At 71.7% G+C, this 24,883-nt stretch carries 22 protein-coding genes; 9 read left to right on the top strand and 13 right to left on the bottom strand.

What is annotated here, in order from left to right; all coding sequences use genetic code 11:
* The first annotated feature begins 3 nt into the window (after positions 1-3).
* Positions 4-1,569 carry an LVIVD repeat-containing protein gene (locus ABD948_RS11975; RefSeq protein ID WP_345266023.1) on the top strand — a complete coding sequence of 522 codons (1,566 nt, stop codon included), beginning with the start codon at positions 4-6 and terminating at the stop codon, positions 1,567-1,569.
* A gap of 78 nt (positions 1,570-1,647) precedes the next feature.
* On the opposite strand, the gene ABD948_RS11970 is transcribed toward ABD948_RS11975, so the two are convergent.
* From ABD948_RS11970 to ABD948_RS11940, 7 genes are all read right to left on the bottom strand, one after another.
* Positions 1,648-2,157, bottom strand: a complete 510-nt coding sequence (locus tag ABD948_RS11970; protein ID WP_345266021.1) for a GNAT family N-acetyltransferase — start codon at positions 2,155-2,157, stop codon at positions 1,648-1,650.
* Positions 2,158-2,263: 106 nt separating this feature from the next.
* The gene (locus tag ABD948_RS11965) at positions 2,264-3,022 is read right to left on the bottom strand and encodes a class I SAM-dependent DNA methyltransferase (protein ID WP_345266019.1); all 759 of its coding nucleotides are present in this window, start codon (positions 3,020-3,022) and stop codon (positions 2,264-2,266) included.
* Between the two features lie 111 nt (positions 3,023-3,133).
* Positions 3,134-3,895 (bottom strand): serine hydrolase, encoded by a 762-nt coding sequence (locus ABD948_RS11960; RefSeq protein ID WP_345266017.1) that lies wholly within the window; start codon positions 3,893-3,895, stop codon positions 3,134-3,136.
* A 105-nt stretch (positions 3,896-4,000) separates the two neighbouring features.
* The gene (locus ABD948_RS11955; RefSeq protein ID WP_345266015.1) at positions 4,001-5,476 is read right to left on the bottom strand and encodes an HNH endonuclease signature motif containing protein; all 1,476 of its coding nucleotides are present in this window, start codon (positions 5,474-5,476) and stop codon (positions 4,001-4,003) included.
* Between the two features lie 412 nt (positions 5,477-5,888).
* The gene (locus ABD948_RS11950; RefSeq protein WP_345266013.1) at positions 5,889-7,220 is read right to left on the bottom strand and encodes a hypothetical protein; all 1,332 of its coding nucleotides are present in this window, start codon (positions 7,218-7,220) and stop codon (positions 5,889-5,891) included.
* Positions 7,221-7,230: 10 nt separating this feature from the next.
* Entirely contained in the window at positions 7,231-8,202 is a 972-nt protein-coding gene (locus ABD948_RS11945; RefSeq protein WP_345266011.1) for a lipid kinase, read from the bottom strand.
* 97 nt (positions 8,203-8,299) lie between these two features.
* The gene (locus tag ABD948_RS11940) at positions 8,300-9,484 is read right to left on the bottom strand and encodes a PucR family transcriptional regulator (RefSeq protein ID WP_345266009.1); all 1,185 of its coding nucleotides are present in this window, start codon (positions 9,482-9,484) and stop codon (positions 8,300-8,302) included.
* Between the two features lie 374 nt (positions 9,485-9,858).
* On the opposite strand from ABD948_RS11940, the gene ABD948_RS11935 reads away from it, so the two are divergent.
* The 8 genes from ABD948_RS11935 to ABD948_RS11900 all read left to right on the top strand — a co-directional run bounded on the left by ABD948_RS11935 (position 9,859) and on the right by ABD948_RS11900 (position 18,106).
* Positions 9,859-10,653: an ABC transporter ATP-binding protein gene (locus ABD948_RS11935; RefSeq protein ID WP_345266007.1), complete on the top strand. Its 795-nt coding sequence runs from the start codon at positions 9,859-9,861 to the stop codon at positions 10,651-10,653.
* Positions 10,650-11,465 (top strand): ABC transporter ATP-binding protein, encoded by an 816-nt coding sequence (locus tag ABD948_RS11930; protein WP_345266005.1) that lies wholly within the window; start codon positions 10,650-10,652, stop codon positions 11,463-11,465. The genes ABD948_RS11935 and ABD948_RS11930 overlap by 4 nt, the downstream gene beginning before the upstream one ends.
* The gene (locus ABD948_RS11925; protein WP_345266004.1) at positions 11,462-13,339 is read left to right on the top strand and encodes an AMP-dependent synthetase/ligase; all 1,878 of its coding nucleotides are present in this window, start codon (positions 11,462-11,464) and stop codon (positions 13,337-13,339) included. The genes ABD948_RS11930 and ABD948_RS11925 overlap by 4 nt, the downstream gene beginning before the upstream one ends.
* Positions 13,336-14,247, top strand: a complete 912-nt coding sequence (locus tag ABD948_RS11920; RefSeq protein ID WP_345266003.1) for a branched-chain amino acid ABC transporter permease — start codon at positions 13,336-13,338, stop codon at positions 14,245-14,247. The genes ABD948_RS11925 and ABD948_RS11920 overlap by 4 nt, the downstream gene beginning before the upstream one ends.
* Positions 14,244-15,344: a branched-chain amino acid ABC transporter permease gene (locus ABD948_RS11915; RefSeq protein WP_345266002.1), complete on the top strand. Its 1,101-nt coding sequence runs from the start codon at positions 14,244-14,246 to the stop codon at positions 15,342-15,344. The genes ABD948_RS11920 and ABD948_RS11915 overlap by 4 nt, the downstream gene beginning before the upstream one ends.
* A 45-nt stretch (positions 15,345-15,389) precedes the next feature.
* The gene (locus ABD948_RS11910) at positions 15,390-16,673 is read left to right on the top strand and encodes an ABC transporter substrate-binding protein (RefSeq protein ID WP_345266001.1); all 1,284 of its coding nucleotides are present in this window, start codon (positions 15,390-15,392) and stop codon (positions 16,671-16,673) included.
* A gap of 150 nt (positions 16,674-16,823) precedes the next feature.
* Complete coding sequence (locus tag ABD948_RS11905) at positions 16,824-17,609, top strand: GOLPH3/VPS74 family protein (protein ID WP_345266000.1); 786 nt, start codon at positions 16,824-16,826, stop codon at positions 17,607-17,609.
* Between the two features lie 185 nt (positions 17,610-17,794).
* Complete coding sequence (locus ABD948_RS11900) at positions 17,795-18,106, top strand: GNAT family N-acetyltransferase (protein ID WP_345265999.1); 312 nt, start codon at positions 17,795-17,797, stop codon at positions 18,104-18,106.
* 9 nt (positions 18,107-18,115) lie between these two features.
* Here ABD948_RS11900 and ABD948_RS11895 read toward each other — a convergent pair whose 3' ends face one another.
* The 6 genes from ABD948_RS11895 to ABD948_RS11870 form a co-directional block, all read right to left on the bottom strand.
* Complete coding sequence (locus ABD948_RS11895; RefSeq protein ID WP_345265998.1) at positions 18,116-19,195, bottom strand: NADH:flavin oxidoreductase; 1,080 nt, start codon at positions 19,193-19,195, stop codon at positions 18,116-18,118.
* A gap of 29 nt (positions 19,196-19,224) precedes the next feature.
* Positions 19,225-19,407, bottom strand: a complete 183-nt coding sequence (locus tag ABD948_RS11890) for a YbdD/YjiX family protein (RefSeq protein ID WP_345265997.1) — start codon at positions 19,405-19,407, stop codon at positions 19,225-19,227.
* Positions 19,404-21,617, bottom strand: a complete 2,214-nt coding sequence (locus tag ABD948_RS11885; protein WP_345265996.1) for a carbon starvation CstA family protein — start codon at positions 21,615-21,617, stop codon at positions 19,404-19,406. The genes ABD948_RS11890 and ABD948_RS11885 overlap by 4 nt, the downstream gene beginning before the upstream one ends.
* A 91-nt stretch (positions 21,618-21,708) precedes the next feature.
* Positions 21,709-22,506, bottom strand: a complete 798-nt coding sequence (locus tag ABD948_RS11880) for a cytochrome c biogenesis CcdA family protein (RefSeq protein WP_345265995.1) — start codon at positions 22,504-22,506, stop codon at positions 21,709-21,711.
* Positions 22,507-22,518: 12 nt separating this feature from the next.
* Entirely contained in the window at positions 22,519-23,157 is a 639-nt protein-coding gene (locus tag ABD948_RS11875; RefSeq protein WP_345265994.1) for a TlpA family protein disulfide reductase, read from the bottom strand.
* A gap of 71 nt (positions 23,158-23,228) precedes the next feature.
* Positions 23,229-24,875, bottom strand: coding sequence for an AMP-binding protein (locus ABD948_RS11870; RefSeq protein WP_345265993.1), 1,647 nt, complete (start codon positions 24,873-24,875; stop codon positions 23,229-23,231).
* Positions 24,876-24,883: the final 8 nt, after the last annotated feature.

Genomic DNA, 24,883 nt, shown 5'->3' with positions numbered 1-24,883 from the left:
GCCTTGTCTCGGATCACCTCGGCGACCCCTCGCCACCCCTCCCGCCGTCGCGGCCGCCCGCTCGTCGCGGCCGTCCTCGGCGCCGTGGGCCTGGGCCTCACCCTCGCCCCCGTCTCCTCCCAGGCCGAGGAGGCCACCGCGGCCGCCGCGGCGCAGGCCGACTGCCCGCCCGGGCTGGTCAAGAAGCTCCAGGCCGCCGGTGACCGGTTCGGTACCGGCTGCTCGGTGGCGGGCGGCAAGTTCGCCAAGCTCGACGACAGCGACACCGTGCTGCCGCCGGGCTCGCAGGCCAGCAGCAAGAACCTCGGCCTCGTCGCGAACCTGCCCAAGACCGGAGCGTTCGCCGCCGAGACCGCCTACAACTCCGACCTCGCCTTCCAAGGCAAGTACGCCTACGCCGGCAACTACGAGGGCTTCACGGTCTACGACATCAGCAAGCCGACGCGGCCGCGTGCGGTCACGCAGGTCGTCTGCCCCGGTGCGCAGAACGACATCTCGGTCTACAAGAACCTGCTGGTGCTCAGCGTCGACAGCAGCCGCAGCAACGACACCTGCACCAACACCGCCCAGTCGGCCACCATCAAGGAGTCGTGGGAGGGCATCCGGGTCTTCGACATCTCCGACCCGACCGAGCCCGAGTACGTCGCCGCCGTCGAGACGCCCTGCGGCTCGCACACCCACACGCTCGCGCCCGACGACAACGGCCGCAACGTGTACGTCTACGTCTCCAGCTACAGCCCCAACGCGGCCTTCCCCGACTGCCAGCCCCCGCACGACGCGATCAGCATCGTGAAGATCCCGCGCAGCGCGCCGGACGCCGCGATCCTCAAGTCGACGCCGGTCCTGTTCCCCGACGGCGGCAACCCGGGCAGCGCCCAGGGCGCCACCCCCGCCTACTCCGCGACCAGCGGGTGCCACGACATCACCGCCTACCCCGAGCGCGACATCGCGGCCGGTGCCTGCATGGGCGACGGCATCCTGATGGACATCTCCGACCGTGAGAAGCCCGTCGTCACCGAGGTCGTGCGCGACACCGAGAACTTCGCCTTCTGGCACTCCGCGACGTTCAGCAACAACGGCCGCAAGGTCGTCTTCACCGACGAGCTCGGCGGCGGCGGCGCCCCCACCTGCAACCCGACGGTCGGTCCCAAGCGCGGCGCCAACGGCATCTACGACATCGTCGCCGGCCAGCTGGAGTTCCGCAGCTACTACAAGATCAAGCGCACCCAGTCCAACACCGAGAACTGCGTGGCCCACAACGGCTCGCTGATCCCCGTCAAGGGCAAGGACCTGATGGTCCAGGCCTGGTACCAGGGCGGCATCTCCGTCTACGACTTCACCAACTCCCGCAAGCCCAAGGAGATCGCCTGGTTCGACCGCGGCGCCCTCTCCGCGGACCGTCTCGTGCTCGGCGGCTCGTGGTCGGCGTACTGGTACAACGGCTACATCTACAGCAACGACATCCAGAAGGGCCTGGACGTGCTGAAGCTGAACGACAAGGCGATCAAGAAGGCCCAGAAGTACAAGGGCTCCTTCAACCCGCAGTCGCAGCCGTCCTTCAACGGGTGACGGCCGGCTGACCCACCGCACGACCCTGACAGGCGCGGTCCGCTTCGGCGGGCCGCGCCCGTCGGCGTCTGCCGAGCCTCACGGCAGGTCCCGCCAGAGGACGAGGAGGTCCACGAACCCCAGCGTGGGGTGCAAGAAGCCACCAGGTGCGGCTCCGACGACCCGGAAGCTTTCGGACTCGTAGAGCCGGACGGCGCGCTGGTTCGAGGCCACCACAGCGTTGAACTGGATGCCGCGGAAGCCGTACCCGGTCGCCCACGCGACCATGTCTCGCACGAGCGCCCGACCGACGCCGCGGGCTCTCGCCGGGGCCGCCACCATGAGCGAGCCGGAGGCGACGTGCGAGCCTTGGTTCGGACGGTTGGCGTACATGTTGGCAGTGCCCAGGACCTGTCCCACGATGTCGATTGCGACGACGACCCGGCCAGGGGGCTGCGTCATCCACGACGCACGCATCGCACACTCGCTGGGCGTCGCCTCCATCGCGAAGGTGTCCTGAGAGGCCGCGATCTCCAGGATGATCGGCCAGATGCAGGGCCAGTCGGCGTCGGTGGCAGGCCGGACGGAGATCGTCATGCGGACCAGCACAGCGGAGACCGCTTCGGTGCCGCAACCGCATTCACCGGCTCCGGTCGCCGACTGAGCTCCCGGTAGGTGGTCGGACGGAGTGCGCTGCGCGGCAGGCCGGGTCGCGCTAGCGTCGTGCGCTGACAAGAAGCCGGTCCGGCGAGCGTCGCCCGACTCCCTCGCGCATCTCGATACTCCTGAAGCCCGCGCTGTCCAACCGCCGCTGCATCTCGCCACGCGTCCACGGACGCATCTCGAAGAGGAACTCGCTCACCTCCGGTGCCTCGCCACGGTCGCCAGTGAGCTCGTGGCGTTCCTGCACCACGATGCGTCCGTCGTGCCATGTCGGTCGGCTGACGAACCGCAGCGTCGAGCCGTCCTGCAGATCGACGCCCGCCGTGCGCCAGGTTCCATCCGCTCGGTGCTGGGACATCGCGGCCTCCCGCACGTCGAGCACCAGGACACCGCCGCGGCGGGTGAGTCGTGCGAAGGCGTCGAGCGCACCCGCCCTCTCGTCATCGGTCAGCAGGTCGTTGAGGACGCCTCGGGCGATGACGGCATCGAACGCTCCGCCGATGGCGGGGTCGCAGAGATCTGTCACGACAGCAGGTGCGTCGGGACAGCGCCTGCGGGCGATCGTGATCAACGCCTCCGAGGCGTCGAGCAAGGTGACGTGGTGCCCGCGCTCTATCAGTGCAGCAGCGTGGCGCCCGGTGCCACAACCAGCGTCAAGCACCTGTGCGGTGCTGAATCCTGCGGCCCGCAGTGACGCATCAGCAGCCTCTACCCACGGCTCGACCGGGTCCGAGACCAACGCGTCGTAGGCGTCGGCGTGTCGGGCGTAGAACGGCCGCTCGGCAGCCACGTCGGCGGAACGAGATGCCACATCGACAGAGTGTCACGAAGGTGGCACCCCGTGGGAACCGGAGGCTCGCATCTCTGCATGGGTCGCAGGCGAGCCCGCGGAGAGGCATGGCGGGTGACACCGGGGAAAGGGTCATCGCAGCGAGTCGACCGCTGTCACAGCGGCCTGGCTGATCGCTGCGTTCGCCGCCCACGGATCGAGCGGCGGTTCGAGCGCTCGGGCGAAGACGGCCACCGCGTACGCCGAGCCGTCCGCCAGCGTGACCACCCCGACCTCGTTGCGCCACACGCCGAAGAGACCGCCGCTCTTGGCCGCGACCTCGGCGCGGCCACCGAAGCCGGCCGCCAGCCGGTCACGAGTCAGCTGACGCTGCATCGCCCAACGAACGGGAGCCGCGGCCGGCTCCGCCCAGACAGCCCGCAACAACGTGGTCTGGTCGCGTCCGGTCGTGCTGAGGGGGCCGTCCGCCGAGACGTCGTGCCTCGCGATCAGGTCGCCCAGCGAACACTCCATGCGTGTGGCGCGGAGACCGAGGGCGTCCGCGAGCCCACGGAGCCGCTGAGGTCCGACCAACCGGTAGAGGGCATCAGTCACCACGTTGTCGCTGATGGTCAGCATGAGGGTCACGGCGTCTCGGACCGAGAGCTCGGCCTCGTCCCGGAACAACGACAGTCCCACCGGCCCAGGAGTGCGTTCGGCATCTCCGAGACGCAGGCGCTGACTGCCGTCCAGCTCACCGCAGGCAAGGGCGAGCAGCACCTTGATGACCGATGCAGGATTCACGGGATCATCTGCCCCGGACCCCACCTCGTCACGTCCGTCGAGCCGGATGGCATGCAGGTGCCCGGTGCATCGCGCCCGATCGAAGGCCTCGGCGATCGATTCGCTGGACACATTGCGAAGACTAGATGGACCCTGCCGTGTGGCCCTCGCGGGTTGCGGGAGGACGCTCGGGTGCGGGATCTCGGTACGCGCCGTCCCTCGTTCCTCGGGACGGCGCTACTCGATCAGCGGGGAGGGGCGGTCGAGGACTGGGTCGTCCGATGGTTCGATGTCGAAATCGTCCGGTGGTGGGGGCTTGGGCCACTGGGGCTCATGGGTGCCGAGGTGGTCGCGGACGATGGTCATCCCGGTCTGGAACTCCCACTCGTAGGCGCCGGGTCCGAGTCGGCGGTAGGTGACGGCGCCGTGGGTCTTGAACCGGTGGTGCCGTCGGCAGAGGGGTGCGAGGTTGCAGGTGCAGGTCGCGCCGCCCTCGTCGTAGGGCTGGGTGTGGTCGCAGTCGCAGCGGTCGGCGGGGCGGTTGCAGTGCGGGTAGACGCAGCGGAGGTCGGTCCACCGGGTGCGTTGCTTGATCCGGTCGGGGACCTCGTACTGCTCGACGTGGACCGCACCGTTGAGGTCGATCACGGGCCGCACGGTGATGCGGCCGGCGGTGCCGCACCACTCGCGGATCACCTCGGCGCTCACCGGGGTCTGGGTGCTCTCGAGGCGGCCGACCATGAACCCGGCGGCGGTGAACGCCTCGTCGGAGAGGTGCACCACCAGCTCGATCGCGCGGCCGGTGTGGGCCGATGGCTCGTGGATCTCGCCGGTCTCGAGGTCGAGGGAGAGCTGGTTGCGGGCGAGCTCCCCGACGGCGGCGGCGCGGCGGACGTCCAGCGAGTCCTCACAGCCGGCCTTGCCCAGCGCGCGGGCGGTGTGGTGGATAGCGGCTTCCAGGTCCGCGGCGTCCGCGGCGTCCAGGCAACCGGTGACCTCGACGGTGCCGGCCAGCGACTCCAGGGTCCCGGCGATGTCGGGGGTCCTGCGGGACTCGCCGATGTCGAAGAACCGGCGCTCGCGCTTCTTCTTCTCGGCCTGGGCTGCGGCGTCGGGGTCGAACCGGGCCTGGGTCTCGGCGACCAGGCACTCCATCTGGCGCTTGCCGATCTTGCCTGCGACGGCCTCGACCTGCCGGTCCACGTGCTCGGCCGCCTCGGCCGAGAGCGGCGTCGTGAGGTCGGCCAGCTCGAAGGCCTTCCACACCGGCACGCCCAGCTCCTCCACCCGCCGGTAGAGCCGCGGGAGGCGGTACTTGAGCTCCAGGACCCGTCCGACCAGGGTCAGTCCGGCGTCGGTGCCCATGCTCAGGGTGGAGGCGAGCTCCATGACCGCGAACTCACTGACGACGGGCGCACCCGGACCGGCGACCGAGAGCCAGCGGTCGCAGAACCCCTGGTCACCCAGCGCGGCCTCGAGCTCGGCGACCTGCTCGTCGCTCATCACGGCGTCGGGGTCGGCCTCGCCCTCGAGGTGGTCGGCATCGAGACGGTTGACCTTGGCCCACTCCACGATCATCCGCAGCTCGTCCACCTCCGAACGCATCCGGTTGCTCCTCGCCGAGCGCACCATCCGCAACGCTTCCTCACGCTCACCGCGCTCGCGCTCCTCGCGTGCGAGGACCTCGGCGAGGTCGGGAGCGGTGGTGGTCATGGGTCTACTCAAGCACTGACCACCGACACTCATGGCTCGGAATCGGTGGTTTATCCACCGGACGCTGAGGAACAAACCGGTAACAGTTTGTGGCATACGTGAGCGAGTGGCTGAGGCGGGCGGTCGTGTGCGGGGGTCTCGCATCGAGCACGCCAGGTGTCTCGCAAGCTCGCCACCCGGCTACTCGACCACCGGTGGGTGGCGTCGCCACCCGGCTACTGGACCAGCGGAAGGCGGCCGCCCTCCGTGACCCACCGCGGCGCTCGCCGTCGTCGCTGTCGGTCCGGACCACCGACCGCCCGTCACGAACGGTGCCGGTTCTCAGGCTGCTTCTCGGCTCGCTGGGTTTCGAGGCTCGTCGCTGGCGCTCCTCGCACCTCAACCAGCAGGGGCAGCTGGCGCTCCTCGCACCTCAACCAGCAGTCCGAGCAGTCGCTACCTGCCGAGCGAGGACGACGTCGCCGTGGCTGCCGTAGCCGACGAGCGGACCGCCCGAGGGGGTGGTGTCGAAGCCGACCATCAGCAGGCCGGCGGAGGAGGGGACGAGGGTCGGCCAGGGGATGTTGGTGGGGTAGGGGGCGTCGAGAGCACCGATCTCGGTCAGGTCGAGGTCGAAGACCGGGTAGCGCTCGCGCTGACCACGCCGTCCGTCGCGGCCGTCGCTGGCGAGCACGAGCCACCCGTCACCGACACGCGGGTCGCGGTGCAGGGTGGTGCCCTCGGTGGCGGTGCGCCGTGCGGCCGCCGCACGCAGGGCGAGCCGGTCCAGAGCAGGGCCCTCGGCGAGCACGGGGTGGAAGCGGAAGAACCGCGAAGCGCTCACGTAGCCCACGAGCCACCGGTCGTCGTCGAGCACGAGGTGCGGGTCCCAGACCCCGACCGACGTCAGCCCGTCGGTGGGGAGCGGGAGGGGCGAGGAGTCCAGCAGGTGCACGCCCTGGGTCAGGTCGGCGGAGGACTCCGCGAGCGTGACGCCGACCGAGGCGCCAGGGCGTCGCTTGTCGAAGTCGCCCCACGTGCTCGCGGCCACCAGCCACTGACCCTCGTGGTGCAGCAGGTGCACGGCGTGGTCCCCGAAGACACCCGTCCCCGCCGCACCGCGGCGCCGGAAGAACAGGTCGGCGCGGTGCGTGAGCTCGAGGCGGGCGGTGTCGAGCGCCCACACCGAGCAGTGCCCGCTGCTGAACGCACCGGGGCCGGCGCTGGTGGCGGTGAGCAGCACGTGGTCCGCCGGCAGGTCGGGAGCGCGGTAGGCAGTGCCGTCCGCCTCGGTGACCAGGCGCAGGTCGCGCAGCCCCACCTGCCCGAACAGGCCGTGCTGCGCGGCGTCGGGTCGCAGCGAGGCCAGCCAGTCCTCCCGGTGGACCTCGACGCCGTGGTCGACGGCGAGATCGACCCGGGCGCGCACCCGCCACCGGCCGGCCTCCAGCGTCCAGGCCACCAGGTGCGGTCCGGTGAGGGTGAGGGCGAGCGAGTCCGGCGCCGCCTCCGGTCGTCCGTGGCGACGGCTGCGGTGCCGGTGGGTCTCAGCCACCCCGGCGAGCCGCACCTCGAGTCGGACGCCGTCTCGGTCCAGGTGTGCGGCGATCTCGGTGCCGTCCTCGGCGCGCCATCCGGTGCGGGTGGCGGCCCCGGCGACGGGCTGTGCTACGGCGAGGCAGGGTACGGCGGGCAGGGGACCGGCCACGGGCCGCACGAGGTCGACCGGGCGCAGCCGTCGCACCTCCTCGAAGCGTCCCAGCACGCGGCCCAGGCTACGAGGTGGCGAGTGCCTGCCAGTCGGGCCCGTCGAGCCGAGCCGCCTCGGAGCGCGCCGGCACGGCGACGTGCAGCGCGTTGCGGCGCACGGAGAACTCCACCGGGGTGGCGGAGGCGATCTCGCCGTCGAGGTTGACCGGGCGCGCCGGGTCGGTGACGACGCGCACGCGGCGCGTGGTCAGGTGCAGCACCCGCTCGTGCTCGATGAAGGTGCCGTCCTTGAGGAAGCGGGCGATCGAGACGTGGTCGCGCAGGCGGCCGCGGGTGATGGCGTAGACGTCGAGCAGGTCGTCGTCGAGGCCGGCGGTGGGGGAGATGCTGTTGCCGCCGCCGTAGTGGCGCCCGTTGCCGACCGCCACCTGCATGAGGTCCTCGAGGGCGAGCGCGGTGTGGTCGCCGTCGGGGAACTCCAGCACCGCCGCGAACGGCTGGTGGTGGCGGTAGGCGCGCAGGGTGGCAGCGGGGTAGGCGAGCGGGCCCAGGCGGCGCTTGAGGCGCGGGGTCAGCCGCTCGGTGACGCCCACCGAGAGCCCGAGCGAGGCCACGTTGAGGAACGTGCGGTCGTTCGCTGCGCCCAGGTCGACGTCGACGACCCGGCCGTGCAGCAGCTCGGTGACCGCCGCCGGGAGGTGGCTGGGGATGCCGAGGGTGCGGGCGAAGTCGTTGGCGGTGCCGAGCGGCAGCACGCCGAGCACCGTGGAGGAGCCGGCCACGCGACCGGCGGCGGCCCCCACCGTCCCGTCGCCACCGCCGACGACGAGCAGGTCGGGGCGGGTGGCGACGACGGCGTCGAGCGTCGGCTCCAGGTCCAGGCCGCTTCCCACCGCGTGCGCCTGCACGGGCACCCCGGCGTCGGCCAGCAGCTCGCGGGCCTGGGTCAGCGCGTCGCGCCCACGGCGCGAGCCGGCGTTGACGACGAGGGCCACGCGGGGCGCCTCGGGTCGGGTGAGCAGCTGCGAGACCTCCATGGCACACGACCGTAGGGGCGGTGGATGAGGGTTCGGTGAGAGGAACCTGTGAGCGGTCTGTCGGGTGGGCCCAGCGTGCGGCCCGGCGTGCTGCGGGTCAGTCCCGCGACCCCGAGATGATGCTCACGGCGATCAGCAGGTCGATGATCGACTCCACCCGCCGCACGTCGCAGCCGGTGCGCTCGGAGATCCGCTCGAGGCGGTAGTAGACGGTGTTGGCGTGCACGTGCAGCTGCAGCGCGGCCAGCTTGGCGTTGAGGTCGCAGGCCACGTACTGGCGCAGGGTGGCCACGAACGTGCCGCCGGCGGCGAGGTCCTCCTGCACGAAGGCGCGCACCTCGGGCCGCACGAGGCGCCGCGCCGTGCGGTCGTGGGTCTGCACCAGGTAGTCGAGGGTCGACATGGTGGAGAGCGACTGCACGCCGGTGCGCCCGCGCAGCGAGCGCCGGGCCAGGCAGGCCTCCTCGTAGGCGTCGGGCACGTCGGTCAGGCCGGTGCGCACCGAGCTGACGCCCACGCACGGGAAGACGCCGTGCCCGGCCAGCGAGGCCACCGACGCCCGCATCCGCGCCAGCACCTTCTCCTCGCCCCCGACGTCGACGGGCAGCACCGCCACCACCTCGTCGTGGCGTGCCACGGTGAGGCCGCGGCCGGGGTTGTTGAGGGCGGTGCGCAGCATCGCGTGACCCGCACGGGTGCCGGTCTCGTCGTCGGGCACCGCGTAGGAGCCGACGGCGACGACGAGCTGCTGGCCCTCGGCGATGCCGACGTCGGCGAGCATCTCGAGCCGCCGGGCGACCGTGGGCGGGCGGCCCTCGAGCAGGTCGTCGAGCAGGTCGCGGGCGAGGCGGGTCTGGTCGGCGAGCGTGAACTGCTGGGCCTCCAGGTAGGCCTCGGCGGCCGCGGAGCTGCCGACCTCGATGGTGCGCATCAGCTGGCCGGCGATCGAGAGGGCGGAGTCCTTGGTCTGGGGGTGGTCCTCGACGACGTCGAGCACGCGGTCCCACATGGTGATCTGCCCGACCCGGAAGGCCTTGGTGAAGTCGGGGAGGGGGATGCCGAGGTCGACGCGGCGCATCGCGTGGCGACCGGTCCACGGGAAGTCGGCCCGGGTCGGGTCGCGGCGCGAGTCGAGGCTGCCGAGGAAGGCCGAGACGACCTGGTGGCAGTGGGTCTGCACCTCGGCCTGGAGGTTGCCGTCGGCGGAGGCACCGTAGGAGTCGATCTGCTCCCAGATGCTCACGGTCGCGTCGGCGGCGATCTCCTCGATCCGCGTGCGCACGGAGCGGGAGAGGAAGTCGATGCCGTGAACCGAGGCACCTGCTCGGAGCCTCGGCCCAGGTTCTGTCGAGGCAGTCGGTGTCCCGTGCTCCGCACCCATCACGCACCCCATCGTCGCCGTCCGTGCCCACCCGGACGTGGTGCCGCCCAAGCATGCCCGGGTGGTGGCCGTCACACCACCGTCCCGGGCCGGTCGTGGACAGCCGATACCGGTTCGTGACCCGCCTCGGGGCGCCGCGAGTTGTCGCGAGGCGCGGTGTGCGCGGGGAAAGCCCTGGTCAGCGGCCTCTTGTGACCGGGTGACGGGTGCCCCCACCCGGATCTTGTGCCGCAGACACAAAGACAACCGTGTGACGGTCACCACAGGATGGGGACGTGCTCAGTGCCCGCAACCTCGAGGTCGTCTACGACGACGTCGTGCGCGCCCTCCGTGGGGTCAGCCTCGACGTGCCCGACGGCCGCATCGTCGCCCTGCTCGGTAGCAACGGCGCCGGCAAGACGAGCCTGCTGCGCTCGCTGACCGGTCTGCTCGACGTGCACCACGGGGAGGTGACCAAGGGCACCGTGAGCCTCGACGGCGACGACCTGCGCCGCACCCCGCCGGAGAAGATCGTCAAGCGCGGCGTGCGCCAGGTGCTCGAGGGCCGCCGGGTCTTCGTAGAGCTCAGCGTCGAGGAGAACCTCAAGGTCGGCGCCCACACGGCCAGGTCCCTGATGGCGCAGAACCTCGAGCGGGTCTACGGGCTCTTCCCGGTGCTGGCCGACCGTCGCGGCAAGACCGCCGGCTACCTCTCGGGCGGTGAGCAGCAGATGCTGGCGATGGGGCGCGCGATGATGTCGTCCCCGCGCTACCTGCTGCTCGACGAGCCGAGCCTGGGCCTCGCGCCGCTCATGGTGGCCGCGATCCGCGACGTCATCGTCGAGATCAACCAGGAGGGCACCGGCATCCTGCTCGTGGAGCAGAACGCGGCGATGGCGCTCTCGATCGCCCACCACGGCTACGTGATGGAGACCGGCCGGGTGGTGCTCGACAAGCCCGCCGCCGAGCTCAACGCCGACGACGACGTGCGCGAGTTCTACCTCGGCCTGCACCCCGGCGAGGACGGCGAGGGGCGCAAGTCCTTCCGCGACGCCAAGCACTACCGACGCAGGAAGAGGTGGTCGGCATGAGCGGCACCCAGACGGGCTCCCACCGGGCCGGCGGCGCGCACGCCTCCCCGGTGGTCGAGCTGGACGACGTCCACCTCTCCTTCGCGGGGGTCAAGGCGATCAACGGCGTCAGCCTGCAGGTGCAGCCGGGCGAGCTGTTCGCCGTCATCGGCCCCAACGGCGCCGGCAAGACCTCGCTGTTCAACGTGATCTCCGGCGTCTACCGGCCTCAGAAGGGCCGGATCAGCGTGCTCGGCGAGGACGTCCTGGGCGCCAAGCCCAACGCGATCGCGCGCCGGGGCGTGGCTCGCACGTTCCAGAACATCGCCCTCTTCGAGCACCTCACGGTGGTCGACAACCTGATGCTGGGCCGCCACCAGCACATCGGCTACGGCGCGCTCTCGGCGGTGCTATGGCGCGGCCGTGCGCGCAGCCAGGAGATCGAGCACCGCCGCCGCTGCGAGGAGATCGTGGACTTCCTCGAGCTGGCGCAGTGGCGCTCGCTGCCCGTGGGTCTGCTGCCCTACGGCGTGCAGAAGCGCGTCGAGCTGGGGCGCGCTCTCGCGATGGAGCCCAAGCTGCTGCTGCTCGACGAGCCGGTGGCCGGCATGAACCTCGAGGAGACCGAGGACATGGCCCGGTTCGTCCTGGACATCCGTGACGAGCTCGACCTCGCGATCATCATGGTCGAGCACGACATGGGCCTGGTCATGGACCTCGCCGACCGCGTGCTCGTCGTCGACTTCGGCACGCCCATCACCACCGGGACGCCCGACGAGGTGCAGCGCCACCCCGAGGTCGTCCGCGCCTACCTGGGGGAGGCCCTCTCGTGACCGCACCCGCCGTCGAGCGCACCGGCTCGCCCGCGACGTCGTCGACGACGCTCGTGACCCGCGTGCGCGAGCACGCCCGCACCCGCCCGAAGGCCGTGGCGCTGCGTGACAAGCACCTGGGTGTCTGGCGGCCCTGGACCTGGGAGCACTACTGGGACCAGGTGCAGCTGACCGGGCACGCGCTGCTCGCCCTCGGCGTCTCGCCCGGCGACCGCGTGGCCATCCACTCCGAGAACCGCCCCGAGTGGCTGGTCGCCGACCTCGGTGCGCTCGCGGTGCGTGCCGCCTCGGTGGGGGTCTACCCGACCAACCCCGCGGCCGAGGTGGCCTACCTGCTGGCCGACTCCGGCGCCGTCGTGCTGGTGGCCGAGGACCAGGAGCAGGTCGACAAGGCGCTCGAGGTGATCGACCAGTGCCCCGACCTGCGCCACGTGGTGTACCTGGAGCCCCGGGGCATCCGCGGCCGGTACGACCACCCGGCGCTGATCTCGTGGGAGGACTTCCTGGCTCGCGGCGCCGAGCACCGTGCGGCGCACCCGGGTGCCGTCGAGGCCCTGGCCGACGCCGCCGAGCCCGACGACCTGGCCACGCTGATCTACACCTCCGGCACCACCGGCCCGCCCAAGGGCGCGATGCTGACGGTGCGCAACGTGGAGTTCGCGGTGAGGATCCTCGCCGAGGAGGGCGCCTTCACCGACCCGCCCCCGGGCCCGGACGACCTGCTGCTCTCCTACCTGCCGCTCTCGCACGTGGCCGAGCGCATCTTCACCACGTGGTTCAACGCCGCCTCGGCCACCCAGGTCAACTTCGCCGAGTCGATCGAGACCGTGCCGCAGAACCTGCACGAGGTGCAGCCCTCGGTGCTCTTCGGCGTGCCGCGCATCTGGGAGAAGCTGCTGGCCGGCGTCGAGACCCGGCTCTCCGGCGCGAGTCGCCTCAAGCGCGCCTCCGCCAGGTTCTGGCTCAAGGTGGCCGAGGGCATCGGCGACGACCTGGTGGCCAACGGTGGTCAGCACACCACCTCCACCCGGCTGCGCTACGCGATCGGCTGGGTGTTCTGCTACCGGGCGCTGCAGGAGCGGCTCGGCATGCGCCGCGTGCGCTACGCCGCCTCGGGCGCCGCCCCGGTCGCCCCGGAGGTGCTGAAGTTCTTCATGGGCATCGGCATCCCCATGCACGAGGTCTACGGGATGACCGAGAACACCGCCGTCGCCACCGCCAACCGGCCCGGTCGGGTCAAGCTCGGCAGCGTCGGCGAGGCGCACCCCGGCGTCGAGGTGCGCGTCGACGAGACCACCGGCGAGATCCTCACCCGCCACGACGGCGTCTTCGCCGGCTACTGGCGCAAGGAGGAGGCCACCGCGGCGGTGCTGCGGGCCGACGGCTGGCTGCACACGGGCGACGTCGGCGAGTGGGACGGCACGCACCTGAAGATCACCGATCGGATGAAGGACATCATCATCACCGCCGGCGGCAAGAACATCTCGCCCTCGCAGATCGAGAACGAGCTGAAGGCCTCGCCGTTCGTCAAGGAGGCGCTGGTGGTGGGCGACGGACGCACCCACCTGACGGCGCTGATCGGCATCGAGCTCGACACGGTCGGCGAGTGGGCGCAGCGCAAGAAGCTCGGCTACAGCACCTACCGCGACCTCACCCAGAAGCCCGAGGTGGTCGAGCTGGTGCAGAAGGTCGTCGACGACGTCAACACCCGCTTCGCCACGGTCGAGCAGATCAAGACCTTCCGGCTGCTGCCCAAGGAGCTCGACCACGAGGACGGCGAGCTGACGGCCACCCAGAAGGTCAAGCGCTCCGCGGTGGTCGGCGCGTTCGCGGAGCTGGTGGAGGACATGTACGGGACGGGGGCACGCGGATGACCGACCTGCTCGAGGCGCTGCTGCGCGGGCTCGGCACCGGTTCGGTGTACGCCCTGCTGGCACTGGCCTTCGTGATCATCTACAAGGCCACGCGCGTGATCAGCTTCGCGCAGCCGGCCATGATGCTCACCGGTGCCGTCGCCACCTCCTACATCGCCCCCGCGATCGGGTTCGTGCTCTTCACGGGGCTCTCCTTCTTCATCTCCGTGGCCCTGGCCGCGCTCGCCACCGCCGCGCTGGCGCTGGTGGTCGAGCGGCTGGCCATCCGGCCCATGGTCGGCAAGGAGGTCTTCGTCGTCGCGATCATCACGATCGGCATCGACATCGCCATCCGCGTGGTGGCCAACGGCTTCATCGGCCTCGGCGCCCGTCCCATCGGGTTCCCCTGGGGCCTGGACCGGGTCGAGCTGCTCGGCCTCCAGGTGCAGATCCGGCACCTGGTGATGATGGGCACCGTCGCCGTCGTGGTGGCGCTGCTGTTCCTGTTCTTCCAGAAGACCCGCTACGGCCTGGCCATGCGCGCCGCCGCCTTCGACCAGGAGGCCGCGATGACGCAGGGCGTCAGCGTGGGCGGCGTGTTCGCCATGTCGTGGGCGATGGCGGGGGCGCTCGCCGCCATCGCCGGCTCGCTGCTGGCCACCGGCGCCGGCGTCGACCGACAGCTGTGGCTGGTCGCGCTCGCCGCCCTGCCCGCGATCATCCTCGGGGGCCTGGACTCCCTCGAGGGCGCGGTGGTGGGCGGTCTGGCGGTCGGCGTGGTGGAGGCGCTGGTGGGCACCTACCAGCGGGAGTACGCACCGTGGCTGGGCGACAACGTCGCGCTGGTCTCGCCCTACGTGCTCATGCTGCTGGTGCTGCTCGCCAAGCCCTACGGGATCTTCGGCACTCCAGAGGTGAGGCGGGTATGAGGGGACGTCCTGCGTTCTACGAGAGCTACTCCCAGGAGCTCGCGCTCTTCAACACCCGCCCCAAGCAGGTGGGCGTGGGGGTGCTGGTCGTCATCGCGGTGCTGATGCCGTTCGTGCTCCAGGACGCGCTGCTGCGCACCCTGGCCATCGCGTTCGTGTTCGCCATCGGCGCGCTGGGGCTCAACATCGTCACCGGTCTCGCCGGTCAGGTCTCGCTGGGCCACGCGTTCTTCCTGGGGGTGGGCGCGTACACCGCGGCCGCGATCTCGGGGGACCCGGAGGGTCGCACCATCGGGTTCGGCATCCAGGAGATGTGGGTGTGGCTGCCGGCCGCCGGCATCGTCGCGGCGATCTGCGGCGTCATCGTGGCACCGCTGGCCACCCGGCTGCGTGGTCTCTACCTGGCGATCGTGACCCTGGGCCTGGTCTTCATCGGTGAGCACGTGTTCCGGGAGTGGAGCGACCTCACCGGTGGTGCCGGCGTCGGGCGCACCGCCGCCGAGCCCGTGCTGTTCGGCTTCAACTTCAGCGAGAGCAGTGCTTCCTTCTCGCGGGACCAGCAGCTGTACCTGCTGATGTTCGTGCTGATGCTGGTCTTCGCCCTGGCGGCCCGCAACATCGCGCGCAGCCGGGTGGGCCGGGCGTTCTCCGCCATCCGTGACCGCGACATGGCCGCGGAGATGATGTCGATCGACCTGCCGCGCACCAAGACGCTGGCCTTCGCCATCTCCTCGTTCTACGCCGGGTGCGCGGGGGCGCTGCTCTACACGATCTCCGGCTTCTTCGACCCCGCCTCGTTCAACCTGCTGCTCTCGGTGCAGTTCATCGCCATGGTGCTCATCGGTGGTGCGGGCACCGTGGGCGGTGTCATCGCCGGGGCGCTGTTCATCTCGCTGCTGCCGACCCTGACCCGCGAGCTGCCGGCCTACGTGCCGATGATCAGCAGCCAGGTGACGCAGACCCCCAACGTCTTCCAGGTCGAGCAGATCCTCTACGGACTGCTGATCGTGGTGTTCCTCCTGTTCGAGCCCCGGGGGCTCTTCGGGATCTGGGTGCGCTTGCGCACCTACTGGAAGAGCTGGCCGTTCAGCTACTGACGCCCGTCGGTGCGACGACCGGTCCATTGCAAAGGAGAAGGTGCTGTGAAGATCCGCAAAGTAGGAGTGCTGCTCACCGCACTCGCCCTCACTGCAGCCGGCTGTCGCGGTGGCGACGAGGGCGGCGGTGGCGGCGAGGGTTCCATCGACGCCCCGGGTGTGACCTCGGAGGCCTGCCCCGACGCCGTCAACGAGGACAACGGGTGCATCTTCCTGGGCACCATCTCCGACCTCACGGCTGGTCCGTTCGCCCCGCTGGGCGTGCCGATCACCGAGGCGCAGGAGGCGTTCTGGCAGCGCGTCAACGAGGACGGCGGCATCGGTGGCTACGACATCAACGTCACCGAGTACGTGCGCGACAACCTCTACAACCCTGAGACGCACGCCCAGGTGTACGCCGAGATCGAGCCCGAGGTGCTGGCACTCGCCCAGAGCCTCGGCTCGCCCACCACGCTCGCCATCCTGGAGCAGATGAAGGGCTCCGACGTGATCGCGGCCCCGGCCTCGTGGACCTCCCTGTGGGGCTTCGAGGACAACATCCTCGAGTCCGGCTCCTCCTACTGCGTCGAGGCCATGAACGCCGTCGACTACATGGTCGAGAACGAGCAGATCGAGTCCGTGCTCGCCGTGGGCTTCCCCGGTGACTACGGCGGCGACGGCGCCGCGGGCGCCGAGGCGGCCGCCGAGGCCAACGGCATCGAGTTCACCAGCGTCGAGACCGCCCCCGGCCAGGAGGCGCAGGCGGGCGCGGTCAGCTCGATCGTCCAGCAGGACCCCGACCTGGTGATCATCGGCACCGGCCCCACCGAGACCGCGGTGATCGTCGGCCAGGCCGCCGCCCAGGGCTACCAGGGTCAGTTCGTCGGCCTCTCGCCCACGTGGAACCCGGCCCTGCTCGAGAGCCCCGCCGCGGGCGCGCTGGAGCAGCTGTTCATCCACAGCGGCCCCTGGGGCTCCTACGGCACCGACACCCCCGGTCACGAGGCGATGCGTGAGGCCCTCGGCGACGTGGAGGCCAACGACGGCTACACCTCCGGCTGGGCGTGGAGCTACCCGATGAAGGCGGCGCTGGAGGAGTGGCTCGACGGCGACTACTCCAAGGACCGGGCGGGTCTGCTCGAGGCCGTGCAGAGCCTGGAGTCGGTGGACTTCGAGGGCATGCTGCCCGAGGAGGCCGGCAACCGCAGTGCGGAGAACGACATCTTCCGCCAGAGCCTGCTCAGCGAGGTCGACCCGGCCGCCGACGCCGGCCTGACCACGATCCAGGACTTCTTCACCGGACCGTCGGCCGAGGCCTACGAGTTCACGGGTCCCTGCTTCGAGGGCTGATCCACCCGCACCACCTGTTCCACCTGCATCATCCGCACCGCGCCCGGTCGACCTCCTGGTCGGCCGGGCGCGGTCGTGTGTCATCACACGGGGGTGTGCCGTGTCGCGTGGCGAGCCGGCTGCTGGATCTGCGTGAGCGATCATCGGGGGATGCCGCCGGAGACGACCTCGCTGGTTGACGACCTCGTCGTGACCGGCGTCGTTCCCTCGAGTGGGAAGCTGATCCTCGGAGACAACCAGGACCTGCTCCTGGAGGCGGCGCTGGTCGTCGATCTCGCCCGCGCCGGACGGGTCACGGTGACCGGTGCGGGGGTGGACACCCGGGTCCACGTCGTGGATGCACAGCCGGTCGCTCACCCGGTCCTGCGCGAGGCCTTGGCCTGGCTGCACGCCACCACGGGCCCGCCGGGCGCTCAGGATCTCGCCGAGCTTGAGGCTGCTGGCTGGGTGACCCGCCGGGTGGTGGGCTGGATCGCGGATCGTCAGGGGTCCGGGGCCACTCTCAGCGGCGCCTTCCAGGGCTTCAAGGCCCGGGACCGGGTCCGCGCGCACCTCCTGTCCACGGGCACCCTCGTCGCCCGCGACCGACGTGTCCTGGGGATGAGACTCCTGCGGCGCTACCGCGTGCACCCGCCGGAGCGGCGCGAGGACCTGGTCGTCGACCTGCGTGAGGTGCTGCTCGGCGAGCGCGAGCCGGATCAGCGGACCGGCCCCCTGCTCGGCCTGCTCGGGGTGGCGAACCTGTTCGCGAGCTCGCTCAACGGCGCCGCTCACCTCGCCCGGTGGGCACCGCGCCCCCGCCGGGAGGAGGCCTCCGAGCGAGCGCACCAGCTCGCCCGGACCGATGGGGACGTCGACGGTGTCCGCGCCGTCATCGAGGCGGTCGAGGTCATCATCGACGAGCGGAACGAGAAGCGAGCCAACTCCGGCAGCTGACGGCAGGTCGGCAGCGCTGAACAGCCGCTAGCCCGCACCGAGCGTCGCGCTGCCGAGCTGCAGGGCGCTGGCCTCCTCCTGCTCACGCGACGCCCCGTGCCGAGGCCTCACCCGTTCCACGCACGGCACCCGCCGGGTGCGACAGGTCCGGGGCCGAGAGATCATCGGGTCGTAGGCTGCGGTGCGTGAGCGACGTCGTCATCAGCCATGAACCGGGGAAGTCACGCTACGAGGCGCACCTCGACGGCGCGCTGGCCGGCTTCGCCGAGTACCAGCTGGCGGAGAAGCTGATCGTCTTCACCCACACCGAGGTCGACACCGCCCACGAGGGCAAGGGCGTCGGTGGGGCACTGGCGCGCTTCGCCCTCGACGACGTCCGCGCCCAGGGCGAGCGGGCCGTGCTGCCGCTGTGCCCCTTCATCAAGGCCTGGATCGCGAAGCACCCCGACTACGCCGACCTGGTCTACGGCGCTCCGCCGAGCACCGCCCGCGACTGACCGCTCGGCTCAGCTGCTGACCAGGTCCGGCCAGCCGGCCGCCAGGTAGTCGACGAAGCGCTCGCCGATCGCCTCGGCGCGCAGGTCGTCGCGGGTCACCGGCCGCTCGCGCGCCCGGAACGCCGGGTCGGCGACGGCGCGGGCCGCGAAGTCGTGGTGCAGGATCGCGCCGATCCCCACCGACACGAAGTCGGCACCCCGCTCGAGGCACCAGGCGGCGTCGGTGGTCGAGAGCACGGTGCCGGCGACGCCCAGCCGGGCGCCGTGGCGCGGCAGGTCGGTGAAGTGCTCGATCAGCAGCCCCTCGTGGCCCTCGCCGCGAGGCGTCATGCGCACGTCCCACAGCGACATGTCCAGGTAGTCCAGCTGACCCGTGGCCAGCACGAGAGCGGCGGTCTCGCGGCCCTCGGGCAGCGGGATGCCGAACCCCTCGGGCGTCAGCCGGAGCCCCAGCTGGAAGTCCGGGCCGGTGGCGGCGCGCACGGCGGCGACGACCTCGAGCAGCAGCCGGGTGCGGCCCTCGAAGCTGCCGCCGTAGCCGTCGGTGCGGTGGTTCTGCCGGCCATCGAGGAACTGCCCCAGCAGGTAGCCGTGCGCGCCGTGCAGCTCGACGCCGTCGAAGCCCGCCCGCTCGGCGCGGACCGCCGCGGACGCGAAGTCCTCGACGACCCCGGCGATCTCGTCGGTGGTGAGGGCGACCGCCCCCTTCTCGGGGTCCTCCCACGGGCACTGGTTGGGCCGCCCGTTGAGCTGTGGGTCGGCCCGCCGTCCGCCGTGGTGCAGCTGCACCGAGGAGCGGGTGCCGGTGGCACGCAGCGCATCCGCCAACCGAGTGAGCCCGGGGAGGTGGGCGTCGTCCGCTATCCCGAGCTGACCGCCCCACGCCCGACCGGCGGGCGAGACGTAGGCGGCGCACGTCATGGTGAGCCCGAAGCCGCCACGCCCGCGCGCCTCCAGCCAGCGCAGCTCGTCGTCGGCCAGCGTGCCGTCGGCGTTGCTCTGGGTGTTGGTCAGCGGTGCGAGTGCGAACCGGTTGCGCCAGTCCGGGCCGTGGGGGAGGGGGAGCGGGTCGCCGAGCGAGGTCGTCACGCGGGTCAGTCAAGCAACGCGCGACAACCTCAGCAGCAGCGCCCCTGGGTGCTGTGCTCGCGGTGCTCGTCGCGGTGCCGCTCGAAGGCCCGACGGCTCATCGGCTCGAGGCCCGCGCGGCGGCACCGCTCGAGGTACTCGTCCCACTTGGACTCGCCGCTGAGCTGGCGGGCGTACCAGCGCACGCCCGCCAGCGCGTCGCGCACGCTCACCGGCCGCTCCCGGAGGAGGCCCGCTCGGCCTCCCACGCCGCGACGGCGGCCTTCTCCTCGCGGGTCGCGAAGAAGTCGGCCGGCGCCACGATCTCCGACGGCGTCGCGGGCACCTCGGTGGTGGGGAGCGGACCCTGGCGCAGCGCGCGGACCCAGATCACCACCGCGTTGCCCACGATCACGATCACCAGCAGGGCGAAGCTGGCCTGCAGCACGCCGTTGACCGTCGAGTTCTGGATGACGGTGCCCATCTGGTCCATGTCGGCGGCGGGCGCGAGCACCTCGCCGGCGTCGCGCGCCTCCCGGTAGCGGTCGGCCTGGGCGAAGTAGCCGATGGCGGGGTTGGAGGAGAACACCTTCTGGTAGCTGGCGGTCATGGTGACCACCAGGTCCCAGGCCAGCGGCAGCGCCGGCACCCACACGTACCTCGTCCAGCCGTGCTTGAGGAACAGCGTCACGCACAGCGTGAGCGCGATCGCGGCGAGCAGCTGGTTGGCGATGCCGAAGAGCGGGAACAGCTGGTTGATGCCGCCGAGGGGGTCGGTGACGCCGACGTAGAGCATGTAGCCCCAGGCGGCCACCACGATCGCCGAGGCGCTCCACGCGGCCGGCTTCCAGGTGGTGTCGCGGTAGCGCGGCCACACGTTGCCGATGGTGTCCTGCAGCATGAACCGGCCCACGCGGGTGCCGGCGTCGACGGCGGTGAGGATGAACAGCGCCTCGAACATGATCGCGAAGTGGTACCAGAACGCGGCCAGGCCGCCGCCGAAGGCGTCGGTGAAGATCAGCGAGATGCCGAAGGCCAGCGTGGGCGCGCCGCCGGTGCGCGAGACCAGCTCCTCCTCGACCGAGGCAGCGGCCGCGGCCAGCTGGTCGGGCGTGATGGTGAACCCGAGCGTGCCGACGAACTCCGCGGCTCCCTCGACGGTGCCGCCGGTCATGCCGATGGGTGCGTTGATCGCGTAGTAGAGGCCCTGGTCGATGACGCACGCGGCGATGAGCGCGCTGATGGCCACGAAGGACTCCATCAGCATGCCGCCGTAGCCGATCATCCGGACGTGGCTCTCCTTGGCGATCATCTTCGGCGTGGTGCCGGAGGAGATCAGGGCGTGGAAGCCGGAGAGAGCGCCGCAGGCGATGGTGATGAACAGGAACGGGAACAGCTTGCCGGCGAAGACCGGACCGTTGCCCTCGGTGGCGAAGGAGGTGACCGCCTCGTTGGAGAGGGTGGGCGTGGCGAGCACCAGGCTCACCGCCAGCAGCGCGATCACGCCGATCTTCATGAAGGTGGAGAGGTAGTCACGCGGGGTGAGCAGCATCCACACCGGCAGGATCGAGGCGACGAAGCCGTAGACCACCAGGCAGATCGTCAGCGTCTCCTTGGAGAGCGTGAGCGTGTCACCCAGCGCGGAGGCCTCCACGTAGCCGCCGCCGATGATCGCGAGCAGCAGCAGGACGACGCCGATCGCCGTCACCTCCAGCACGCGCCCGGGGCGCAGGAAGCGCAGGTATACGCCCATGAACAGCGCGATCGGGATGGTGAGCCCGATCGAGAAGACGCCCCACGGTGACTCGGCCAGCGCGTTGACCACGACCAGGCTGAGCACCGCCAGGATGATGATCATGATCGCGAAGACGGCGATCAGGGCCGCGGTGCCACCGACGACGCCGATCTCCTCGCGGATCATCTGCCCCAGCGACTTCCCGTCGCGGCGCATCGACAGGAACATGACCACCATGTCCTGGACGGCACCGGCCAGGATGACGCCGACGATGATCCAGATCGTGCCCGGCAGGTAGCCCATCTGCGCGGCGAGCACCGGACCCACGAGCGGGCCGGCGCCGGCGATGGCGGCGAAGTGGTGGCCGAAGAGCACCCGCCGGTCGGTCACCTCGAAGTCGGCGCCGTCCTCGAGGCGCTCGGCCGGCGTCGCGCGGGTGTCGTCGAGCTTGAGCACCCGGCGGGCGATGAAGCGGGAGTAGAAGCGGTAGGCGATCAGGTAGGAGGAGAGCGCGGCGAACAGGATCCACAGCGCCGAGACCTCCTCGCCGCGGCTGAGCGCCAGCACGCCCCAGCAGACGGCGCCGACGAGCGCGACACCGACCCACAGCACGATCGAGCGCGGTGACGGGCGGCCGCGGCCGCCCCCGCCGTCGTCGCTGCCGGTACCGGGACCGTCGGGTGGACGGGTGGTGGTGGACGTGCTCATGGGGCCTCCGCTCCGAGGTGGGGACAGCTGCCGCACGTTACCCCGCCGTCACCTCGCCGCGCGACGGCCTCGACCCTGCCCGAGACGCTCGTCAGGCGCCGGGGAGCACCCGCCGCAGCTGGTCGTTCAGCCACTGCTGCAGCTGCAGCGCCGTGTCGACGACGGGGTCGGCCGGGTCGGCGCCGCCGAGCACCCGCACCTCCCACACGCCGTACCAGGCGACGTAGAGCCCCACGACGAGCACCAGGGCGCCGGCCGCGCGCGGCAGCCACCGGCCCGCGCCCCGCATGCCCCGCAGGAGGGTGCCCGAGGCGAGCGCGACGGCGATCGCCGCGACACCGACGACCGCACCCATGCCCAGCGCGTAGACGGCGAACAGCGCCACCCCTTCGGCGGGTGCGTCGCTGCGCAGGCTGGTGACCACGATCGCCAGGAAGGGGCCGACGGTGCAGGTGAGGGAGGCCACCGCGTAGACCACGCCGTACCCGACCGTGGCGGCCAGGCCGGAGCCGCCGCCCCGCGAGATGCGCGGGAGCGGCAGCCACAGGTGACGCCCGGTGAGCAGTGCCAGCCCGACCAGGGCGAGCAGCACGCCGGTGGCCGCGGTGACGTAGGGCAGGTACTCCTGCGCCGCGGAGGCAGCCGGCGAGATCAGCAGCCCGAACACGCCGAAGACCAGGACGAAGCCGGCGGTCATGGCCGCGGTCGCGCCCAGGGCGCGGCCGACGTTGCCGGCGGTGCCGCGCCAGGAGCGCACGGCAGGCGGGCCGCCGTCCGCCGCGGGCAGGACGGAGAGGGAGAGGTAGGCGGGCAGCAGGGCGAAGCCACAGGGGTTCAGCGCGGCCAGGGCCCCCGCGGTGAGCGCCAGCGTGAGGGCTGCTGTGTCCACGACTCGCCGGCGCTAGGAGGCGAGCTCGTCGACCACGCCGGCCAGCTCGTCGTCGTCGCCGTAGCCGGTGCGCAGGACCTCGCCGCCCTCGGCGTCGAGGACGACGAACGAGCTCTGCTCGGCGATGCCGAAGCGCTGGTACAGCTCGCCGTCGGGGTCGCTGAGGTGGCGCACGCCGGGGACCTCCTCGGCGAAGCCGGCGATCGCCTCCTCGCCGTCGAGCGAGCCGACGCCGAGGAACGCCACGTCGTCGCCGTGCTCCTCCACGAGCGCCTCGACCTCGGGGACCTGGCTGCGGCAGACGGCGCACCACGGCGCCCAGAACCACACCACGACGGGCCGGCCGGCCACCTCGGCGCCGGAGAACGGCGAGCCGTCGACGCCGACCGCCTCGAAGTCCAGCACCTCGGGCACCGCGGGCGCCGAGGGTGCCGCGGCCCCGGGGTCGTCGGCGGGCGGGGTGGTGGAGCCGGCGGGCGCGGAGGGCTCGACGTCCGTCGGGGTGGCGGTGGGTGCGGCCTCCTGCCCGGCGGCCCTGGTGCTGTCGGTGCTGTCGGGGTCCCCGGAGGCGCAGGCACCGAGTGCCAGCAGGGCCGTCGCGGCCGCCAGGGCGGTCAGGTGACGCACGTACCGACGAGCTGGGGTCCGCATGGGGCTCCTTCGACCAGGTGCCCCCAGTATCGAGGACCTCTCCAAGGGCTGCCCAGACCAGTGGGCAGCGGTCAGCCGACGCCGAGCAGGTCGAGCGCGAGCCGGGTGCTGGCGGGGTAGTCGACCTTGCTGACCGGGGTGCGGGGCACCTCGGGGACCAGCAGGATCTCCTTGGGAGCCTTGTAGTTGGCCAGCAGGCCGCGCACGTGCGCGGCGAGCTGGTCGCGCAGCTCGGCCTCGGGCAGGCCGGCCGCCTCCTCGGTGGGCTGCACGAGCGCGGTGACCTGCTGGCCCCATCGGTCGTGCGGCGTCCCGACGACGACCGCGTCGAACACCGCGTCGTGGCGCAGCAGCACCGCCTCGACCTCCTCGGGGTGCACCTTCTCGCCGCCGGTGTTGATGCACACCGAGCCGCGGCCGAGCACCGTCACGGTGCCGTCCTCCTCGCGGCGGGCGTGGTCGCCGGGGATCGACCAGCGCACGCCGTCGACGACGCGGAAGGTGGCGGCGGTCTTGGCCTCGTCGCGGTAGTAGCCGAGCGGGATGGGCCCCGAGCGCGCCAGCATCCCCTCGCCGCCGGGCGGGCACGGGCGCATCTGGGCGTCGAAGACCTCGACGTCGGGCCCGACGCCGAACTTGGGGGCGCCGAGCGCGCCCTCGGTGCCGTCGTCGACGCGGGACCCGGTGGCCCCGGACTCCGAGGCGCCGTAGGAGTCGAGGATGAAGCGGCCCGGCAGGGCGCGGCGGACCTCCTCGCGCACGCCCTCGGAGAGCGGGGCGGCACCGTTGGAGACCGCCACCAGTGAGGAGAGGTCCCAGCGGTCGGGCTCGGCGAGGATCGCCTGGGCGACCGGGCGCCCCATCGCGTCGCCCAGGAAGGTGAGGGAGTTGACCTTCGCGTGCTGCACGAGGTCGAGCACCGACTCGGCGTCGAAGGAGGGGCGCGTGTAGAAGGCGACGCCGGCGCCGGAGACGTGCCCGTTGCCCAGGATCCACTGGCTGCCGCCGTGCATCATCGGGCCGCAGGCCAGCAGCACCATCGGTGTCTCCTGCGCGGCCGCCTCGGTGCCCAGCTGCTCCACGGAGTCCAGCGGTGCGCCGAAGCGCCCCGCGTTGAGCGCGGCGAGGATGAGGTCCTCCTGGCGCCAGACGACGCCCTTGGGCTTGCCGGTGGTGCCGCCGGTGTACAGGACGTAGCGGTCGTCGGCGCTGCGCGTGCCGGCCAGGTCGCCGACCCGCTCGGCGGGCGCGGCGGCCAGCGCGGCGTCGTACTCCTCGCCCATGACCAGCACGTGCTGCAGTGTGGGCAGGTCGAGGGAGCGCACGGCCTCCACGTGCTCGGGCGCGACGATCGCGGCGACGCAGTCGGCGTTGTCGTAGAGGTAGGCGAGCTCCTCGTGCAGGTACTTGTAGTTGACGTTGATCGGCACCAGCCGCGCCTTGAGGCAGCCGTAGAACGCGTCGACCCACTCGATGCGGTTGGCGCTGTGCACGGCCACGTGGCTGCCGGTCGGCAACCCGAGCGAGAGCAGGTGGTGCGCCAACCGGTTCGAGCGCTCGTCGACCTCGGCGAAGGTCCAGGTGCGGTCCAGCTCGATGATGGCCGCCCGCTCCGGGACGGCGTCGGCCAGCACCTCGATGACGGTCGCGAGGTGCAGCGGTCGCACGTCAGGCTGGATGTCGGCGGCTGGCGGGGTGGCGTCTGTGGTCTGCGTCACAGGGCCAC

The organism is Nocardioides nanhaiensis, assembly GCF_039542785.1.
Taxonomy (GTDB): domain Bacteria; phylum Actinomycetota; class Actinomycetes; order Propionibacteriales; family Nocardioidaceae; genus Nocardioides; species Nocardioides nanhaiensis.
This window is presented reverse-complemented; position numbering and strand designations above follow the sequence as displayed.

Excerpts from the sequence above, each read along its gene's own strand:
- ABD948_RS11920 (WP_345266003.1), top strand. The coding sequence starts at position 13,336 with ATGACCGACCTGCTCGAGGCGCTGCTGCGCGGGCTCGGCACCGGTTCG.
- ABD948_RS11905 (WP_345266000.1), top strand. The coding sequence starts at position 16,824 with ATGCCGCCGGAGACGACCTCGCTGGTTGACGACCTCGTCGTGACCGGC.
- ABD948_RS11915 (WP_345266002.1), top strand. The coding sequence starts at position 14,244 with ATGAGGGGACGTCCTGCGTTCTACGAGAGCTACTCCCAGGAGCTCGCG.
- ABD948_RS11930 (WP_345266005.1), top strand. The coding sequence starts at position 10,650 with ATGAGCGGCACCCAGACGGGCTCCCACCGGGCCGGCGGCGCGCACGCC.
- ABD948_RS11885 (WP_345265996.1), bottom strand. The coding sequence starts at position 21,617 with ATGAGCACGTCCACCACCACCCGTCCACCCGACGGTCCCGGTACCGGC.
- ABD948_RS11955 (WP_345266015.1), bottom strand. The coding sequence starts at position 5,476 with ATGACCACCACCGCTCCCGACCTCGCCGAGGTCCTCGCACGCGAGGAG.
- ABD948_RS11875 (WP_345265994.1), bottom strand. The coding sequence starts at position 23,157 with ATGCGGACCCCAGCTCGTCGGTACGTGCGTCACCTGACCGCCCTGGCG.
- ABD948_RS11945 (WP_345266011.1), bottom strand. The coding sequence starts at position 8,202 with ATGGAGGTCTCGCAGCTGCTCACCCGACCCGAGGCGCCCCGCGTGGCC.